This window comes from Azospirillum sp. UENF 111221, assembly GCF_058780625.1.
The window spans coordinates 2,568,097-2,585,459 of sequence record NZ_JBSNCH010000005.1; the positions used below are offsets into that span (position 1 = coordinate 2,568,097).

Annotated in this window: 14 protein-coding genes and 1 pseudogene; 5 read left to right on the forward strand and 10 right to left on the reverse strand. The window is 68.5% G+C overall.

The genetic code is table 11. The features are described from left to right. Window positions 1-7: 7 nt before the first annotated feature. The 3 genes from ACWPN3_RS27020 to ACWPN3_RS27030 form a co-directional block, all read right to left on the reverse strand. A complete protein-coding gene (locus ACWPN3_RS27020) occupies window positions 8-952 on the reverse strand; it encodes a DMT family transporter (protein ID WP_492240091.1) in 945 nt (314 codons plus the stop codon). 119 nt (window positions 953-1,071) lie between these two features. Beyond that, the gene (locus tag ACWPN3_RS27025) at window positions 1,072-2,055 is read right to left on the reverse strand and encodes a cobalamin biosynthesis protein (protein ID WP_492240092.1); all 984 of its coding nucleotides are present in this window, start codon (window positions 2,053-2,055) and stop codon (window positions 1,072-1,074) included. Between the two features lie 43 nt (window positions 2,056-2,098). Beyond that, window positions 2,099-2,674: an ankyrin repeat domain-containing protein gene (locus ACWPN3_RS27030; RefSeq protein WP_109445307.1), complete on the reverse strand. Its 576-nt coding sequence runs from the start codon at window positions 2,672-2,674 to the stop codon at window positions 2,099-2,101. 121 nt (window positions 2,675-2,795) lie between these two features. Between ACWPN3_RS27030 and ACWPN3_RS27035 the strand changes: the two genes are divergently transcribed. Together ACWPN3_RS27035 and ACWPN3_RS27040 are read left to right on the forward strand one after the other, a co-directional pair. Beyond that, window positions 2,796-2,939 carry a hypothetical protein gene (locus tag ACWPN3_RS27035; protein ID WP_199237544.1) on the forward strand — a complete coding sequence of 48 codons (144 nt, stop codon included), beginning with the start codon at window positions 2,796-2,798 and terminating at the stop codon, window positions 2,937-2,939. Window positions 2,940-3,035: 96 nt separating this feature from the next. Next, window positions 3,036-3,683, forward strand: a complete 648-nt coding sequence (locus ACWPN3_RS27040) for a hypothetical protein (RefSeq protein ID WP_109445308.1) — start codon at window positions 3,036-3,038, stop codon at window positions 3,681-3,683. A 30-nt stretch (window positions 3,684-3,713) separates the two neighbouring features. Here ACWPN3_RS27040 and ACWPN3_RS27045 read toward each other — a convergent pair whose 3' ends face one another. Genes ACWPN3_RS27045 through ACWPN3_RS27055 form a run of 3 tightly spaced genes read right to left on the reverse strand, consistent with a single transcriptional unit; the run spans window position 3,714 to window position 10,149 of the window. Further along, window positions 3,714-5,099 (reverse strand): DUF1329 domain-containing protein, encoded by a 1,386-nt coding sequence (locus ACWPN3_RS27045; RefSeq protein ID WP_492240093.1) that lies wholly within the window; start codon window positions 5,097-5,099, stop codon window positions 3,714-3,716. After that, window positions 5,096-7,750, reverse strand: a complete 2,655-nt coding sequence (locus tag ACWPN3_RS27050) for a response regulator (RefSeq protein ID WP_492261842.1) — start codon at window positions 7,748-7,750, stop codon at window positions 5,096-5,098. Before ACWPN3_RS27050 ends, ACWPN3_RS27045 begins: the two co-directional genes overlap by 4 nt. After that, entirely contained in the window at window positions 7,747-10,149 is a 2,403-nt protein-coding gene (locus ACWPN3_RS27055) for an ATP-binding protein (RefSeq protein WP_492261843.1), read from the reverse strand. Before ACWPN3_RS27055 ends, ACWPN3_RS27050 begins: the two co-directional genes overlap by 4 nt. Window positions 10,150-10,454: 305 nt before the next feature. Between ACWPN3_RS27055 and ACWPN3_RS27060 the strand changes: the two genes are divergently transcribed. The 3 genes from ACWPN3_RS27060 to ACWPN3_RS27070 are packed head-to-tail and all read left to right on the forward strand — an operon-like array spanning window position 10,455 to window position 12,810. Beyond that, complete coding sequence (locus ACWPN3_RS27060) at window positions 10,455-10,760, forward strand: STAS domain-containing protein (protein ID WP_109445312.1); 306 nt, start codon at window positions 10,455-10,457, stop codon at window positions 10,758-10,760. Between the two features lie 48 nt (window positions 10,761-10,808). Continuing rightward, window positions 10,809-11,612, forward strand: a complete 804-nt coding sequence (locus ACWPN3_RS27065; protein ID WP_492240096.1) for an ATP-binding protein — start codon at window positions 10,809-10,811, stop codon at window positions 11,610-11,612. Between the two features lie 10 nt (window positions 11,613-11,622). Continuing rightward, window positions 11,623-12,810 carry a PP2C family protein-serine/threonine phosphatase gene (locus ACWPN3_RS27070; RefSeq protein ID WP_109445314.1) on the forward strand — a complete coding sequence of 396 codons (1,188 nt, stop codon included), beginning with the start codon at window positions 11,623-11,625 and terminating at the stop codon, window positions 12,808-12,810. Between the two features lie 16 nt (window positions 12,811-12,826). Here ACWPN3_RS27070 and ACWPN3_RS27075 read toward each other — a convergent pair whose 3' ends face one another. From ACWPN3_RS27075 to ACWPN3_RS27090, 4 genes and pseudogenes are all read right to left on the reverse strand, one after another. Continuing rightward, entirely contained in the window at window positions 12,827-13,693 is an 867-nt protein-coding gene (locus ACWPN3_RS27075) for an NAD kinase (protein ID WP_492240097.1), read from the reverse strand. Between the two features lie 171 nt (window positions 13,694-13,864). Further along, window positions 13,865-16,181: pseudogene (clpA, locus tag ACWPN3_RS27080) on the reverse strand (ATP-dependent Clp protease ATP-binding subunit ClpA). Between the two features lie 8 nt (window positions 16,182-16,189). Then, entirely contained in the window at window positions 16,190-16,516 is a 327-nt protein-coding gene (gene clpS / locus ACWPN3_RS27085; RefSeq protein WP_014246998.1) for an ATP-dependent Clp protease adapter ClpS, read from the reverse strand. 343 nt (window positions 16,517-16,859) lie between these two features. After that, entirely contained in the window at window positions 16,860-17,339 is a 480-nt protein-coding gene (locus ACWPN3_RS27090; RefSeq protein ID WP_109445316.1) for a phasin family protein, read from the reverse strand. Between the last annotated feature and the right edge of the window lie 24 nt (window positions 17,340-17,363).

Below are 17,363 nucleotides of genomic sequence, written 5' to 3' on the forward strand. Positions count from 1 at the left end.
CGTTTCCTTACGACTGCTGCCGCGACCGCATCTGTTCGCGATAGAAGATGTAGACGCCGCTGCCGACGATGACGGCGGTGCCGAGGATCGTCGACAGGCGCAGCTCCTCGCCGAACAGCATCAGCGAATAGACCGCCGCCCACACCAGCGTGGTGTAGCCGAAGGGCGCCACGGTGGCGGCCGGGGCGGCGCTGTAGGCGCGGATCAGGCAGAAATGGCTGATGCCGCCCAGCGTCCCCAGCAGGATCATCAGCGCCGCCCCCGTCAGGTCGGGCGTCACCCAGTTGAAGGGCAGGGCCAGCGTACAGGCGACCGTCCCGGCCATGCCGGTGTAGAAGATGGTGGTCGTCGGCGAATCCGCGCCCCGCAGCTTGCGGGTGGCGATCTGGTACAGCGCGTTGCTGAAGGCCGCGGCCAGCGGCAGGGCCAGCGCCCATTGGAAGGTGCCGCCCACCGGCCCGACGATGATCAGGGCGCCGGCCATCCCGACCAGCACGCCAACCCAGCGCCGCCAGCCGACCTTCTCGCCCAGCAAGGGCACCGACAGCGCCGTGATCAGGACCGGCACGGCGGCAGCGATTGCCTGCACCTCGGCGAAGGGGATGCTGCGCAAGGCCAGAACGGCGAACAGCGTGGTCGCCAGCAGCAGGCAGGAGCGGACGAGTTGCAGCGGCAGCCGGTGCGACACCATCAGATGCGGGCTGCGCCATGCGACGACCGTACCCACCAGCAGCATGTGCACGGCGAAGCGCGCCCACGCGACCTCCACCACCGGATAGCTTTTGGTCAGGACCCGGATGGTGGCGTCCTGGGTGACGAACAGCAGGGTCGTCAGCATCATCCAGAAAATACCGGCCCGGCCCGACCGCCGTTCCGCCAGGGCACGCTCGGCCAAAATTGCTTCCGCCTGCGCGCCCTCCGCCGCAGCCGGCGCACTCTCTCCCGTACTCATCGCCCCCGCTTTCCCTGCCTCGTCATACTAGTATATGGACAGGGCGCGGGCGATGGCCTGACAAGGGCGGGACATTGCCGTGTCCGGGGCGCAGGGCTGGAGCGCGAGGTTGCGGCAACTCAGATGCCGGCGACGCCCCACAGCAGCAGCGCCACCAGCCCGACCAACAGCAGGGAGGCGACGGCGGACAGAGCGAGTGCCCGCCCGATGTCGGCCGGAGTGACGCGGGCGCGGCCGTCGCCGATCCAGTTCTCGGTGATGACGACGCCGCCGTCGCGGTGCGGGCCGCCCAGCGCCAGCCCCAGCGCGCCGGCCATCGCGGCGATGGGCCAGCCCATGTTCAGCGACGGGTGCTTGCGCGCGTCGCGGCCGAGAGCGCGCAGAGCGCTGCCGGCTTTGGCGGTGCCGATGAAGGGAGCGGCCAGCGCCAGCAGCAGACCGGCCAGACGGGCGGGCAGGGCGTTCAGCGCGTCGTCCAGCGTCGCCGCGGTCGATCCGAATCGGCCATGGCGGACGCCGGGGCTGCCCAGCGCGGCGTCGGCGCCGTCCATCACGGTCCAGACGAACAGGCCCGGCACGCCGAGCAGGGCATAGCCGAAGGCCGGCGCCACCAGCTTGCGGTCGAAGGCGCGGGCGGCGGCCTCCACCGCCGCGCGGGCGATGCCATGCTCGTCCAGCCCATAGACATGGCGGCGGGTCAACGACTGGATCGCCTCCTGCCCGGCAACGACTCCGCCGCTTTCCAGCGCACGCCGCACCGCCCGGACGCGGGTCCAGGCTGCCCGGCCGCGCAGGCCGCAGAGCAGGGCCAGCAGTTCCACCATCCAGCCGCGGCCGATGGAGCCGATCCACTCCACCAGCAGCCCGGCGGCGGCGGCGATCAGCACCAGCGCCAGCACCACCAGCGCCCCGCGGAACACCTGCGCCGACTTGCCCCGTTCCGCCCGGTTCAGCCGGGCATCGGCGGCGTTGCAGAAGCGCCGCGCCAGACCCGCCGGGTCGGGCAGGATGCGATCCAGCCAGTCGCCGAACAGCGCGTCGATCCCCAGCGCCAGCAGCAGGAGCAGCAGCGGGCCGGGACCGCCGAAGGCCGAACCGAACATGGAGTCTCCGGGGCAGAGGATCAGCGGGCGTGGGGCAGGGGGATCAGCGGGCGCCGGCCTGGCGCAGCAAGGTTCCTACGCGGGGGTTGCGGCTTTCCTGCGCCCAGTTCAGCGCGGTCCGTCCGGTGAAGTCGGAACGGTCGACCTTGGCCCCGGCCTTCAGCAGCTTGTCCACCACGTCGGCCCGGCCGTTGCGGGCGGCGACCATCAGCGGGGTCATGCCCTCGCGGTTCTCCATGTCGACCTTGGCGCCCTTCTTCAGCAGCAGGTCGATCAGTTCCGGATTGCCGTTCTCGGCCGCGGCCAGCAGCGGGGTGATGCCTGCCTTGTCGGCGCGGTTCACGTTGGCACCGCTGTCCAGCAGCAGGGCGGCGATGGCCGGGCTGGAGCGGTCGACCGCAGCCAGCAGGGCGGTCTTGCCATGGATGTCCGCCTGGTTGGGGTTCTCGCCCCGCAACAGGGCACCCTTCGTCTTGGTGACGTCGCCGTCATTGACCGCCTGCATCAGACCGGTGTCCTGGAACAGGCTGATCTGGGCGAGGGCAGGGGCGGCGGAGCCGGCGGTCAGGCCGGCCACAAGCAGAGGGGCGAACAGGGTGGCGATCAGGAGCCGCTTCATGGCGGGTATCCTTCCTTGACAGCATGGGTGCCGGATACTAGCCAGAACACCGGTGCTTTTGCCAGATCGGCCTTCATCGCCAGCCCCTCCGCCGGCGGGTCCGCATCGACAGGTTGAACCCATGGTCCGCAATCCGCTCGCCCGCCACATCGCGCTGTTCCTGCTGGTGAAGGCCGTGCTGATCGGGCTGGGCCTGTGGTGGTTCCTGGGGACCATGCCGGAGCCGCGCGGCGCGGTGCCTCCGCCAGCTGCATCGCGGCCCTGATCGAAGTCCGCATCGCGACCCTGAACGGAACCTTGCCTCCGCTTTCCGGTTGGATTCGGATTGTTCGGACTTCCTGTCAAGCGAAGGGGTGGAGGCATGATCGAGAGCCGCGACCAGAACCCGACCACGATCGATTCCAGTGCCTGGACGGGAGACAGCGGAACCGCCGGCACCGATGCCGGCAGCACCGATGCGACGGTGCGCGAGGCCGTGGCGGTCTTCGACAGCCGCGATGCCCTGCAGAACGCCATCGACGACCTGACGCTCGCCGGCTTCCAGCGACATGAGCTGAGCCTGCTGGCCAATGACGAGACGATCCGCGAGCGGCTGGGCGATGTGCCGGGCGACGTCGGCAGCCTCGCCCACGATCCCGACGCGCCGCGGCAGGCCTACATCTCGCCGGAGGATGTCGGCAGCGGCAAGGGGGCCGCGGTCGGCTTCCCCGCCTATGTCGGCGCCATCATCGCCACCGGTGCCGTGCTCGCCACCGGCGGCACCGCACTGGCCGCCGCAGCCGCTGCCGCAGCGGCGGGTGTCGGCAGCGGGGCGGCGGGGTCTTTCCTGTCGCAATGGATCACCGACAAGCGCAACGAGCCGATGCTGCAACACCTCGACAAGGGCGGCATCCTGCTGTGGGTCAATGTCGGCGATGCCGCGCGCGAACGCATCGCGCTGGAGATCCTGAACCGCCATACCACCCGGCCGGCCGAGGTTCACGACGTGCGGCAGACCGGATCGATGTGACGGTCCGCCGCCGCTTCACCCCCGCCCCGGCTACCCCCGCCGTCCGCGGCGGACCAGCGCCTCGGGGGTGAAGTCCTCCGGCTTCAGTGGGGCGTCGTATCGCGGCGGAGGCAGCCCGTTCTCGACGCCGCGGGCGGCATAGCGGTCGGCCGTCAGGTCGAAGGCGAACTCCATCGTCGGCACCAGGGCCGGCACCTGCCAGTCCGGCAGCGGGTGCGCTTCGGCGTAGCGCAGAAGCTCCCCCTTGCCGTTGTAATGCTCCGACGCCAGGATCTGCCAGCTGTCCTCATCCAGGTAAAAGGTGCGGTCGGGCAGCGAATGCTTGAAGTTCGGCTTCAGCCGGGCGTCGACCACCCAGACCCGGTGCATCTCATAGCGCAGGAACTGCGGGTTGGGATGGTGCGGCCACAGGATGTCCCGCATCGTCAGGCTGGGGTTGGTCAGCCGGTGGGCGTTGTACGGCATGTACATCTCGCGCCGAGTCACCAGCGTGTAGTCGAAGCGGTCGAGCGCGCCGCTGAACATGTCCAGCATGTCGGCGGTGCAGATCCCGCCGGTCACCGGGTCGGGCGTGTCATAGGCGAAGTCGGAGGCCGGAACCACGCGCCCGCGCTCGCCCTCCCGCACCCAGGCGCGGGTGCGGGCGGCGATGGGGTCGAGCGTCCCCTGGACGATCAGGCTGCTGCCCGCCTGTTCCTTGGGATCCATGATCGTGCGGCGATAGAGCAGGGGCGGGGCGGCGGCATCCCCGGCGGCATAGGGCGAGGCGATATCCTCGCGCAGCCGGGTCAGCGACCGGGTTCCGTCGCCGGACTGCACCACCGTCAGGCTGGTGCGCGACAGGGTACCGCCACGCCAGCGCAGCTTGTGGTTCCACATCGCCTGCACGCCGTTCGCCGGAATCGGGAAGGGCACGCCGACCGCCGCATCGCGCAAGGCCAGCCCGTTCTCGCCCAGCCTGGCGCGGTCGGCATTGGCGAGCGAGGCGTCATAGATGCGCTGCGGTGCCGCGGCGCTGCGGCGGCTGGGAAACAGCGCCAGTTCAAAGCTGTCCGGAAACTTCTCCAGCAGGGCCTGCTGCCCGGCGGTCAGCCGGACCTTGTAGCGCTCGACATCGGCGGCGCCGACGGTGAACCAGCGCACGTCCTCGATATAGGGATCGGGCGACGGGCGGTCCGGCACATAGCCGCGCGGCGCCTCGGTCAGCCCGCCGGTCCAGGGTGGAATCGCCCGCGTGCGGTTGCCGGCGCGCACCGCCCCGAAGGCCGTCAGTTCCTCGCCCAGCCGCGGCACGCCGACATCGGCCGGGGCGCTTTGAGCGAGAGTGCCGGAAGGGGCGGCGGCAGAAGCGGCGGCCCCCAGCAGCAGGCCAAGGGCTTGGCGCCGGTCGGGGTGGAAATCCGTCGGGTCGTTCATGCCGTCGACCGCTCCACGAGAGCCAGTTCCCGTTCGATGGCGGTGCAGGTCGCGGCGAAGCTGTCGCGCAGCCGGCTGGCCTCCTCCTTGAGCCGGGAGAGGGGCGCGCCTTCGGTGGCCGACTGCTCCAGCATGCGGGCGGCCTCGGCCAGCGGCTTGGCGCCGGCATTGCGGGAGGAGCCCTTCAGATTGTGGGCGCAAGCCCGCATCCGGTCGCGGTCGCCCATGTCGAGAGCCTTGTCCAGATCGGCGATCACCCCGCGGCCGATGGCGATGAAATCGCCCAGCAGTTCCGCCAGCATTGCCGCATCGCCGCCGCACAGCGCGCGCAGGCCGGCGAGTTCAACCCACCCTCCGGGTTGCGCCTCGGGCAGCGCCTGTGCCGGAACCCCCGCTGGCTCGGCGGGGATCGGCGGCAGCCAGCGTGCGAGCGTCGCTCCCAACTGCGACAGTTCCAGCGGCTTGCTCAGTACATCGTCCATGCCGGCGGCGCGGTAGCGTTCGATGTCGGCCGGGGCGGCATTGGCGGTGATGGCGACAATCGGGAGGCGGTCCGCCGACGGTTCGTCGTTGCGGATCCGGCGGGTCAGCTCGAATCCGTCGATCTCCGGCATCTGGACGTCGGTCAGCAGCAGGGCGAAACGCCGCCGGCCCTGCCGCATGGCGTCGAGCGCTTCCAGCGCCTCGGCCCCGCCGGGCGCCATCTCCGCGGCATAGCCCAGCGCCTGCAACTGCATCAGCAGAACCTTGCGGTTCACCGGGTTGTCTTCGGCCACCAGGATCAGGCGCCCCTGGGCTTCCGCCTCCTCCACGCCGGGGACGCCGGCGGTGGGGCCTGCCGCGGTCCTGGCGGTGGCGGGCGAGGGCAGGGCAGAGGACTGGGGCTGGGAATGGGGGGGAACCGGCTGGAGATGCAGCCGCCCGGCGGCGACGGCCACCGCGCGCAGCAGGACCAGCCGGCGCAGCGGGCGGCTCAGCACCACCGTGCCGGCTTCCGCCCCGCGCGTCGCGGGGTGGGAGGCCGGGCCGGGCATGCCGCCCGTCTCATGGCAGAGCAGGACCACCGGTGGCCGGGCCTCGCCGCTGCGGCGGCCAAGCTCCTCCGGCGCGCAGGCGGCGGCGGGCACGTGCAGCGCCTTGTCGATGGTGACGACGCCGACGGCGCAGCCGGCTTCGCGGGCGATGCGGGCCTGCGCCGCCAGTTCGGGCGGGGAGGCGGCGGGCAGCACGCGGGCGCCGGCCTGCTCCAGATAGCGGGCGAGGAAACCGCGCTCCGTGTCGTCGGGCACGCCCAGCAGGACGGTCAGCCCGTCCAGATCGACGGCATCGGGACCGTCCTCCGCCGCATCCGGCGCGGCGGTGCCGGTCAGGGGCAGGCGCAGCCAGAAGGTGGAGCCGAGGCCGGGCTCGCTCTCCACCCCGATCTCGCCGCCCATCAGCGCCGCCAGCCGGCGGCTGATCGACAGGCCGAGCCCGGTGCCGCCGAAGCGCCGGGTGGTGGAGCTTTCCGCCTGGGTGAAGGGCTGGAACAGGCGCTGGCGCGTCGCCTCGGCGATGCCGATGCCGGTGTCGCAGACGGCGATGCGCAGCAGAGTCTCCGTCCCTGCCGGGGGCGATTCCAGCTCGGCGCGCAGCACGACGCGGCCGGCCTCGGTGAATTTGATGGCGTTGCCGGCCAGATTGAACAGGATCTGGCGCAGCCGCACCGGATCGCCCAGCAAAGCCTGCGGGATCGCCGGGTCGACATAGGTCAGCAGCGCCAGCCCCTTGGCCCCGGCGGCGGGGGCCAGCGTTTCCGCCACCCCCTCCACCAGCGCCGGGACCGACAGCGCCACCCGTTCCAAATCCATCTTCCCGGCTTCGATCTTCGAGAAGTCCAGGATGTCGTCGATGATCCGCAGCAGCGCGTTGGCCGACTCGCGCATGGTGCCGACGGTGTCGCGCTGGTGCTCGTCCAGCTCCGTCCGTTCCAGCAGGCCCAGCATGCCCAGCACCCCGTTCATCGGCGTGCGGATCTCGTGGCTCATGGTGGCGAGGAAGGCGGATTTGGCCTTGGTCGCCTCCTCCGCCTGCTCGCGGCTTTCGCGCAGCTCGCGCGTGCGTTCCGCCACTCGGGTTTCGATCGATTGGATCTGGTCGAAGGCGCGCAGCGCCGCGATCACCGCGGTGAACAGGCTTTCCGCCGACAGGTCGGCCTTTGGCTTGTAATCGTTGATGTCGTAATCGACGATCACGTCGCGCTGCGGCGCCTGACCCGGCTGGCCGGTGCGCAGGATGATGCGGACATCGCGGTTGCCCAGCCCGTCCCTGATCCAGCGCACCAGCTTCAGGCCGGAATCATCCTCCTCCATCACCACGTCGAGCAGGACCACGGCGATGTCGTGCCGGCTTTCCAGCACGGTGCGGGCGTCCGCCGCGGTGAAGCAACTGACGAGGTCCAGCCGCCGCCGCTGGAAGGCGACGTCGGCCAGCAGCAGCCCGGTCATGGAATGGACGTCGGATTCGTCGTCAACCACCAGGATCACCCAGGGTGGGGCCGCCGGGTCGACCGGCTCCGCACCGGTGGCCGCCTCGCCGGGATCGGGTGCAGCGCCGTCCGCCTCCTCGTCGGCGAACAGGATTTCGTCGTCGTCGTAGGCGCCGGTGCTCATGCGGGTTCGGTCTCCAGCGGTACGGGCGGCGGCGAAGGCGTGGCGGCGGCAGGACTGCCGGGGGGGATGACGGTCTTCGGAATGCGCAGGGTGAAGGTAGTTCCATCGCCGGGAACGCTGTCAACCGAGATCCGCCCGCCCAGCGACTGGGTGACCAGATTGAACACGATGTGCAGCCCCAGGCCGCTGCCGCCCGACCCGCGCCGGGTGGTGAAGAAGGGCTCGAACACCTTGGGCAGGTTTTCCGCGGCGATGCCGACTCCGTCGTCGGCGAAGCGGATCTCCACCTCGCCCTCGGCCACCTCGTCCACGTCGATGACCATGTGCCCCCTGCTGTCCGCCGGGAAGGCGTGGGTCAGCGCGTTCATCACCAGATTGGTCACCACCTGGCTCAGCGCACCGGGGAAGCTGTCCATCAGGATGCCGGGCGAGCAGGCGATGGCAACCCGGTGGCGGCTCTTGCGCAGGGTGGGGCCGAGCGAGGTCACCACCTCCTCCAGATAGGCCAGCAGGTCGAAGCGGCGGCGCTCCTCGCTGGTCTGGTCGACGGCGACCCGTTTGAAGCTCTGGATCAGCTCCGCGGCACGGGTCAGGTTCTGTTCGATCAGGCGGGAGGATTCGCTGGCGGTGGCGACATAGGCGGCAAGCTCCGACTTCTTCATCGTCCCGCGCTCGAACCCCTCGGCCAGCATGCCGGTCCGGCCCGACAGATGGGTGGCGCAGCCGAAGGCGATGCCGATCGGAGTGTTGATCTCATGCGCGACGCCGGCGACCAGCAGGGCGAGCGAGGCCATCTTCTCGGCCTGGACCAGATTGGCCTGCGTCTCCTTCAAATCGGCATAGGCGCGTTCCAACTCCTGCATTGCATTGAAGATTTCCTCGGCCGACCGGGCTTCCACCGTCACGTCGGTCAGGGTGCGGACGAATCCGCCCTCCGGCAGCGGGTTGGTGCGCACCTCGACGATGCGGCCGTCGGGCCGGCGGCGCTTGAAGGTGAAGGGCTGGTCGATCATCCCCGCCGGCTCGCCCGGCTGCATCCCGAAGCCGCCATCCGTGCCGGTGTCGGAGCCGCGTCCGCTGCCCTCCGTGCCGATGCCGTAGCTGAGATAGAGGTCGGGATCGTCGCCCATCTCGCCGAACTCGCCCTGGCGGCGCTGGAGCGCCACGACGTCGGCGAAGCGCGGGTTGCCGGCCAGCACCTCGGGCGGGATGTTCAGCAGCTCCGCGGCGCGGCGGTTCGCCGTCACCACCCGCCCGTTGCCGTCGACCTTGATGATGCCCTGGTCGGTGTTGTTCAGCGTGACCTGCAGCACGTTGCGCTCATGGGCCAGATCCAGTTCGGCCCGCACCCGTTCGGTGACGTCGGACATGGTTCCGGTCAGGCGGCGGGCGCGGCCGTCGGGATCGCGCTGGGCGGTGGCGCGGTCTTCGATCCAGGCCCACCGGCCGTCACGCCGGCGCATGCGGTAGACGGCGGTGTAGGCCATGGCGCGGTCGCGCACCCGGCGCCGCAACTCCTGCATCACCCGCTCCGCCTCGTCCGGATGCAGCAGCGAGGACCAGGTCGCCGCCGTCATCGGCAGCTCGCTCGGGCCATAGCCGAGCAGGGCGGGGAATTCCTTCGACCACCAATATTGCCCGCTGCGCAGGTCGTAATCCCAGACGGAGGACCGGGTGGCGGTGATGGCCAGCGCCAGCCGCTGCTCGCTCTTGCGCAGGGCGGCCTCCTCCTGTCCCAGCCGGGCGAGCATGGCGTTGTGGGCCTGGATCACCCGCCCAAGCTCGTCGGCGGCGCGCCAGTCCACCGGCTGGTGCCCGCCGCCCCGTTCCGATTCGAGGATGGAGGCGATCAGCCGCCCCAGCGGCCGGCCCACCGTCAGCCGCAGCGCCGCCAGCGCCGCCGCTATGGTGCCGGCCAGCATCAGCAGAAGCAGCACCGCGGTGTTCACCACCTCCTGCCGCAGCTGCTCGCGGACGACGTCGTGGCTGTAATGCAGGGTGATGGTGCCGACCTGGAGGTTCTGGACCCGGACCGGCCGCCGTTCGATGTTGGCGTCGCTGCTCAAGGGACAGCTCGGCCCCGGCCAGGCGAACAGCCCGTCGGCCAGATCGTCGCTCACCTCGACGCAGACAAGCTCCCGGTTGGCGCCGATGGCCTGGATGACGTTGCGGATGGCCTGGACGTCGAAGGTCCACAGATTGTTGGACAGCGCCGCCGCGTTGATGTCGGCGATGGTCGCCACCTTCTCCCGCAACGCCGCCTGCAAATCCTTGTAGCGGTCATAGAAGAACAGGGCCGAGAACAGCGAAACCGCGACCACGAGGCTGGGCACCAGGATCAGCAGGAACTTGGCCGATACGGTCGGTATGCGCCGCCATGCCTCAACGATCCTGGTCATGCCTTGCCGTTCCGGAGGTTCGTCGATAGGGCGGCTGGCGGCGGCGCGGCACGCGGAGCGCGCACCTCCCCAGGGACGTTCTACCCCGTCGTCCGCCGCCCGTCCATGCGGGTTGCGTCCCGGCGGCGGGAAGCGGAGGAAAAGTGTCGCGCCCGGGGAGGGCGTTTATCCGATTACGGTATCGGGACTTGAGGCCGGATGAGTGCTTGCACTACTGTGCATAGGCGGATTGCCTTGGTTTCGCGCGCATTTGTATGGGTGCGGCCAGGGCTGCGGACCGGGTAAAGAGGATTTTGAGAGGACCTATGGATTTCAAGACGACCATTACAGTCGATGCGACCGAGGTCTGGCTGACGGGCCGCCTCGAATTCACCGACCATGACCGGCTCAGGGACATCGTCGAACTGGTGGAGCAGTCCCGTGCACGGCGCTTCGTCATCGACATGTCGAAGCTGGACTTCATCGACTCCGCCGGGCTCGGGATGTTGCTGATCCTCCAGGAGGAGACCGAGAGCCGTAACATCAAGATGATCGTCCGCCATCCGCTGGGTGACGTGAAGCGGTCGATCGATCTGGCGCGGCTGGGCGAGATCATCACCATCGAATCGTAAACCGCCGAGTCCTGGCCCGCCGGTCCTTGTCCCAGGGGAGTTTGCCGCATGGACGCCGCTCATCACGACTGCCCGACCGAACCGGCACTCCGCGGCTTCAGCCTGTTGCGCGACCGGGTGCCTGCCGACATGGCCGCCCGCGTCGCGTCGCGCTTCGCCGGGACGGTTCAGGACCAGCAGGACGACGCCATGGCAACCGGGCGGCGGCTGCCGGACCGGGCGGTCGAAACGCTGCTGATGGAGCGGGCCGACCGCGACCGTCTGCGCGCCGCCTTCGACCGCAGCCCCTTTCTGACGGTCGAGTTGGGAGAGGGCGCCGACGAGGCGGCGGCCCCGCTCGACGACTGGTCGGGGGCACCGGCGGCGGACGATCCCGAGTGTCCCGGATTCTACCTGTCGCTGACCACCGGCACCGCCTATGGCCTGCAATGCCCGGTGCTGGTCTGCGACGAGCTGGTGCGGCGCGGCGTTCTGGATCCGCAGCGCCGGTCCAATGTGGAGCTTTGCCTCCACGAGGCCGTCGCCAACGCCATCGTCCACGGCAATCTGGGCCTGTCCAGCGCGGTGAAGGGAGAGCCGGGCGGCTATCGCCGGTTCAGCGAGATGATGCGCGACCGGCTGGACGATCCCGCCGTGACGCGGCGGCGGTTGGACATCTTCTGCCGCTGGAACGGGCGCTGCATCGCCATTGCGGTGGTGGACCAGGGCGGCGGCTTCGACACCGCGCTGGCCCCGGCGACCACCGGTAACAAGGCGCGGTCGGGCCGCGGCTTCGTCTTCATGCGGACGCTGGCCTCGCGGGTGACGGTGACCGACGGCGGGCGGTGCACCGTCCTGCAGTTCGACCGCTGACGGAGCGTCCATGGCCGCGCCCGCCCTGTCGCTGTCGGACTGCCGCGTCCTGATCGTCGACGACAACGAATTCAACCGCAAATCGCTGGCCCTGGTGATCCGCCGCGCTGGCATCGCCGAGATCGCCTTCGCCGAGAACGGCCGGGAAGGGCTGGCGGCGGTCGACCGCTTCCGCCCCGACCTTGTCCTGCTGGACGTCGACATGCCGGTGATGAACGGCTGGGAGATGTGCGAGGCGCTGCGCCGCAACGCGACGCACGAGCAGCTTCCCGTGCTGTTCCAGACCGCGCTGGACAGCGACGAGGAGCAGGTGCGCTGTTTCGAGGCCGGTGGCAGCGATTTCATCTCCAAGCCGATCAAGCCCGGCGAATGCGTGGCGCGTGTCCGTCACCAGCTGGAAAAGCGCAAGCTGTTCAACGATCTCGCCGCGTTCCACGAACGGGTCCAGCGCGAGCTGTCGCATGCCCGCGCCATGCAGACCTCGCTTCTGCCGGAGACCCGCAAGCTTGCCGAGGTGGCGGACCGCTACGGGCTGACGCTGGACGCCCATTTCGAGACCTCGTCGGAGCTGGGCGGCGATTTCTGGGGCCTCTATCCGCTGGGCGACCGCCGGCTGGGGCTGCTGATGATCGATTTCGCCGGGCACGGCATCACCGCGGCGATCAACACCTTCCGCCTGCACACGCTGATCGACCGCTTTCCGATGCAGCATATGGCGCCGTCGCAATGGCTGACCCAATTGAACGGCGCACTGAAGGACGTGCTGCCGACGGGGCAGTTCGCCACCGCCTTCTTCGGCATCCTCGACCTCGCCATCGACACGCTGACCTTCGCCGCGGCGGGCTCGCCCAACCCGGTGCTGGGGACGCCGGTGGGCGCGAAGGGAAACGGACCCGACATCCGCCTGCTCGACTCGGCCGGGCTGGTGCTCGGCGCCTCGCGCCGGGCGCAGTATGTCGACCAGAGCCACCGCCTGCCGCGCGGCGGCTTCCTGTTCCTGTACAGCGATGCGCTGATCGAATGCGGCGGCGACGGGCATGCCCCGCTGGGGCAGGGCGCCGTGCCCGATTTCGTCCGCGACGCGCTGGCCCGCGACCGCCAGCACCCGCTGCGGCCGATGATGGACAGCTTCTATGCCCGCACCAGCCTGCCGCTGCGCGACGACCTGACCGCCGTGTGGGTTGCGCGGCGGGCGTGACGTAGGGATGCGAGCCTTACGGCGCGAACTGTTCCTTCAGGATGCGCTCTTCAAAGTTCAGTTCCGGGTCGAACAGCAGGGTCAGGCCGACCTCGCGGCATTCCTGGACCTCGACCCGCAGAACCTCGCGCACCTCGGTGAAGTCGGCGACGGCGCTGACCGGGCGCTTGCCTTCCTCCAGCACGTCGAAGGTGATCTTGGCAGTGTGCGGCAGCAGCGCGCCACGCCAGCGCCGCGGGCGGAAGGCGCTGATCGGGGTCAGCGCCAGAACGCCGGCATTCAGCGGCACGATGGGGCCGTGGGCCGACAGGTTGTAAGCGGTGCTGCCCGCCGGCGTCGCCACCAGCGCGCCGTCGCAGATCAGCTCCGGCAGCCGGATGACACCGTCGATGGTGATGCGCAGCTTGGCTGCCTGCCGCGTCTCGCGCAGAAGGGAAACCTCGTTGATGCCGAGCGCCTCGACCCGCTCGCCATTCACCCGCGTCGCCACCATGCGCAGCGGATGCAGTCGGACATGCTGGGACGCCACGATCCGCTCCGCCAGATCCTCCTCGCGGTAGGCGTTCAGCAGGAAGCCGACCGAGCCGCGGTTCATGCCATAGACCGGAGTCGGCCGTTCGCGGTTGCGGGTTAGCGCCCGGTGCAGGGTTTCCAGCAGGAATCCGTCGCCGCCCAGCGCCACGATCACGTCGGCTTCGTCCGCCATGGCATTGCCGTAGCGATGGACCAGCCGGGTGCGGGCGGAGCGCGCCTCGTCCGTGTCGGCGCAGGAAAATGCGATGCGCAGCGCATCGGGGGCCGGCATCAGCGGCGCCTGCGCATCTGCGGACTGGACAAGGCCGGATTGATCGACGGCGGGCGGCGTGGCGGCGGATTCGGTCATGGCGCGACCATACCGCAGTCGGGCCTTCGCGCAAAAGTATCACGCGGTGACGACCCGATGCAAAAGAGCGCATCCGTCGGCCGTACCCATTGGCCGCACAACGAAAAAGGGGACCGCGGACGGTCCCCTTTTTTGCCATGCGGAACGGGTCGGTGGACCGATGGGCCGACCTTACTCGACCATCTCCGACACCATCTCCTCGTCATCGTCACCGGAGGTGCGCTTCGGCCGGTTGCCTTCGGTATAATCGAAGGCCGGCTTGTCGTCCTTGACGGTGACCTTGACCAGACCGCCCTTGCTGAGCTTGCCGAACAGCAGCTCTTCCGCCAGCGGCTTCTTGATGTACTCCTGGATCACGCGGCCGAGCGGGCGGGCGCCGTAGAGCGGGTCGTAGCCCTTCTTGCCCAGCCACTCGCGGGCCTCCTCGTTCAGCTCGATGGACACGCCGCGGTCTTCCAGCTGCGCTTCCATCTGCATGATGAACTTGTCGACGACGCGGTTGATGACCTCCTGCGTCAGCGGCGCGAACGGGATGATCGCGTCGAGACGGTTGCGGAACTCCGGCGTGAACATCTTCTCGACCGCTTCGATGTCCTCGCCGACCCGGCGGTCACGCTCGAAGCCGATGGCGGGCTTCGCCATGTCGGCGGCCCCGGCGTTCGAGGTCATGATCAGGATGACGTTGCGGAAATCGACGATCTTGCCGTTGTGATCGGTCAGCTTGCCGTGGTCCATGATCTGCAACAAGATGTTGAACAGATCCGGATGGGCCTTCTCGATCTCGTCCAGCAGCAGGACGCAGTGCGGGTGCTGGTCGATGGCGTCGGTCAGCATGCCGCCCTGGTCGAAGCCGACATAGCCCGGAGGGGCGCCGATCAGGCGCGACACCGTGTGCCGCTCCATGTACTCGGACATGTCGAAACGGGTCAGCTCGATGCCCAGCGTCATGGCGAGCTGGCGGGCCACCTCGGTCTTGCCGACACCGGTCGGGCCGGTGAACAGGTAGTTGCCGATGGGCTTCTCCGGCTCGCGCAGGCCGGCTCTCGCCAGCTTGATCGCGGAGACCAGCGCGTCGATCGCCTTGTTCTGGCCGAAGACCATGGTCTTCAGGTCGCGTTCAAGGTTCAGCAGCGTTTCCTTGTCGTCGCGGCTGACCGACTTCGGCGGGATGCGGGCGATTTTGGCGACCACCGCCTCCACGTCCTTCACGCCGATCTTCTTGCGGCGCTTGTTCTCCGGCAGCAGCATCTGCGCCGCACCGACCTCGTCGATGATGTCGATGGCCTTGTCGGGCAGCTTGCGGTCGCCGATGTACTTGGCCGACAGCTCCACCGCGACGCGAATGGCGTCGTTGGTGTAGGTGACCTTGTGGTGCTTCTCGTAATAAGGCTTCAGGCCCTGGAGGATCTTGATCGCATCCTCGACCGACGGCTCGTTGACGTCGATCTTCTGGAAGCGGCGGACCAGCGCCCGGTCCTTCTCGAAGTAGCTGCGGTATTCCTTGTAGGTGGTCGAGCCGATGCAGCGCAGCGAACCCGACGCCAGCGCCGGCTTCAGCAGGTTCGAGGCATCCATCGCACCGCCCGAGGTGGCGCCGGCGCCGATCACCGTGTGGATCTCGTCGATGAAGAGGATCGCCCCCTCCGTCGCCTCGAGTTCGGACACGACGGCCTTCAGACGCTCCTCGAAATCGCCGCGGTAGCGCGTGCCGGCCAGCAGCGAGCCCATGTCGAGCGCGAAGATGGTGGCGTTGCGCAGCACCTCCGGCACTTCCTGCTGCACGATGCGGCGGGCGAGGCCCTCTGCGATGGCGGTCTTGCCGACACCGGGGTCGCCGACGTAGAGCGGGTTGTTCTTCGACCGCCGGCACAGGATTCTGGATGGTCCGTTCGACCTCCTGCTCCCGGCCGATCAGCGGATCGATCTTCCCGCCGGACGCCTTCTTGTTCAGGTTGACGCAATATGCGTCTAGCGCTTCGCTGCCTTTTTTCACGACCTTCTCCGCCGCCGCCTCGTCGTCAGCGCCCGAGACACGCTTTGTTTCCGAGCGGCCCGGAGCCTTCGCGATTCCGTGAGAGATGTAGTTGACCGCATCGAACCTGGTCATCTCCTGCTCCTGCAGGAAGTAAACCGCGTGGCTCTCGCGTTCAGAGAACAAGGCAACGAGCACATTTGCTCCCGTCACCTCCTCACGTCCCGACGACTGGACGTGGATGGCCGCACGCTGCAGAACCCGCTGGAAACCAGCCGTCGGCTTGGCATCATCGGGCCTGTTCGTGATAAGGTTCGCCAATTCATTGTCGAGGTAATCCGACAGTTCCGCGCGCAGTCGGTCGAGATCGATCCCGCAAGCGCGCAAGACGGCGGTAGCATCGGAGTCTTCGGTCAACGCGAGAAGCAGATGTTCGAGCGTCGCGTATTCATGCCTGCGCTCGTTCGCGTGGGCCAGGGCTCGGTGCAGCGTCTGTTCCAGGTTACGCGACAGCATGTGTGGGTCTAATCCTTTTCTAACGTGCATTGCAGCGGGTGCTGGTTCTGGCGCGCAAAGTCCATCACCTGCGTGACTTTCGTCTCCGCCACCTCGTAGGTGAACACGCCGCACAACCCCACACCCCGCCGGTGCACATGCAGCATGATCTGTGTCGCTTCCTCCCGCGATTTGCTGAAGAAGCGTTCGAGAACGAGAACGACGAACTCCATGGGAGTGTAATCGTCGTTCAGCATCAACACCTTGTACATCGACGGCTTCTTGGTCTTCGGCTTGGCCTTGACGACCACGCCGCTGTTAGTGCCGTCGTTGCCCTGCTTGTCAGAGTCGGCCATGGTCCCAGTCGAATGTCATCGCGATGCACTTTCACTGGGAATGATATGGTCATTTCGGGCGCGGTGGGAAGGGGCCGTTTTCAGCTGACCTCCATTTGGCAGACCCTCCTTTGGACCACAGGCCCTTCCGCTACTCCGTAATAGGAGACACCGCTTCGGAAATGGCCGCAATCGGCGGAAAACCCTACCCCGATCAAGGGGCCTTCCGACCGTTGGAGGAGGGCCGCGGCCGGAAACGCAAAACGGCCCGGCATCCCAAGGCGGGATGTCGGGCCGCTGCGATGCGGTCCTTCAGGTGGGCATTGCCTGCCCACCGGTCAAGAAAGCAGGAGAGTCGGACCGGTCAGGCGGCGACCGGCTTCTTCGACAGGACCTCGACCGTGGCGTTGACGCGCGCGTTCAGCGGGGCCAGCGCCTCGTTGGCGACCTTGACGGTCAGCTCCTGCAGCTTGGTGCTCTCCGACACGAATGCATCGAGGCTGGCCTTGGTGAAGGCGCTCTGCAGCTCGACCAGTTCCTGGATCGTCTTCACCGCCAGCACGGCCTTGGCGTTCGACACGCTCTTCTCCAGCGAGGACTGGGTAAAGGCGGCGACCTGCTTGCCGGCCTCTTCCGCGCCCTTGGCGACGACGGTGCCGGACTTCACGAGCGCATCGACATTCTCCTTGGTGAGAACGGTCAGCTCGTCATAGCCCTTCAGCACCTTGGCGGAGGCCTTCTCGATCTGCTCCTGCTGGGCCTTCACCAGGCCTTCCAGATTCTGCTTGGCAGTGGCGATGGCGTCTTCGACGGACTTGGTGACGGCGGCGATCTGGTCGGACATGGCTATGCTCCTCGCGCTCTATAA

Bases quoted from the DNA above. Each gene is read 5' to 3' on its own strand.
- ACWPN3_RS27020 (WP_492240091.1), bottom strand. From the start codon at position 952: ATGAGTACGGGAGAGAGTGCGCCGGCTGCGGCGGAGGGCGCGCAGGCG.
- ACWPN3_RS27025 (WP_492240092.1), bottom strand. From the start codon at position 2,055: ATGTTCGGTTCGGCCTTCGGCGGTCCCGGCCCGCTGCTGCTCCTGCTG.
- ACWPN3_RS27030 (WP_109445307.1), bottom strand. From the start codon at position 2,674: ATGAAGCGGCTCCTGATCGCCACCCTGTTCGCCCCTCTGCTTGTGGCC.
- ACWPN3_RS27035 (WP_199237544.1), top strand. From the start codon at position 2,796: ATGGTCCGCAATCCGCTCGCCCGCCACATCGCGCTGTTCCTGCTGGTG.
- ACWPN3_RS27040 (WP_109445308.1), top strand. From the start codon at position 3,036: ATGATCGAGAGCCGCGACCAGAACCCGACCACGATCGATTCCAGTGCC.
- ACWPN3_RS27045 (WP_492240093.1), bottom strand. From the start codon at position 5,099: ATGAACGACCCGACGGATTTCCACCCCGACCGGCGCCAAGCCCTTGGC.
- ACWPN3_RS27050 (WP_492261842.1), bottom strand. From the start codon at position 7,750: ATGAGCACCGGCGCCTACGACGACGACGAAATCCTGTTCGCCGACGAG.
- ACWPN3_RS27055 (WP_492261843.1), bottom strand. From the start codon at position 10,149: ATGACCAGGATCGTTGAGGCATGGCGGCGCATACCGACCGTATCGGCC.
- ACWPN3_RS27060 (WP_109445312.1), top strand. From the start codon at position 10,455: ATGGATTTCAAGACGACCATTACAGTCGATGCGACCGAGGTCTGGCTG.
- ACWPN3_RS27065 (WP_492240096.1), top strand. From the start codon at position 10,809: ATGGACGCCGCTCATCACGACTGCCCGACCGAACCGGCACTCCGCGGC.
- ACWPN3_RS27070 (WP_109445314.1), top strand. From the start codon at position 11,623: ATGGCCGCGCCCGCCCTGTCGCTGTCGGACTGCCGCGTCCTGATCGTC.
- ACWPN3_RS27075 (WP_492240097.1), bottom strand. From the start codon at position 13,693: ATGACCGAATCCGCCGCCACGCCGCCCGCCGTCGATCAATCCGGCCTT.
- clpS (WP_014246998.1), bottom strand. From the start codon at position 16,516: ATGGCCGACTCTGACAAGCAGGGCAACGACGGCACTAACAGCGGCGTG.
- ACWPN3_RS27090 (WP_109445316.1), bottom strand. From the start codon at position 17,339: ATGTCCGACCAGATCGCCGCCGTCACCAAGTCCGTCGAAGACGCCATC.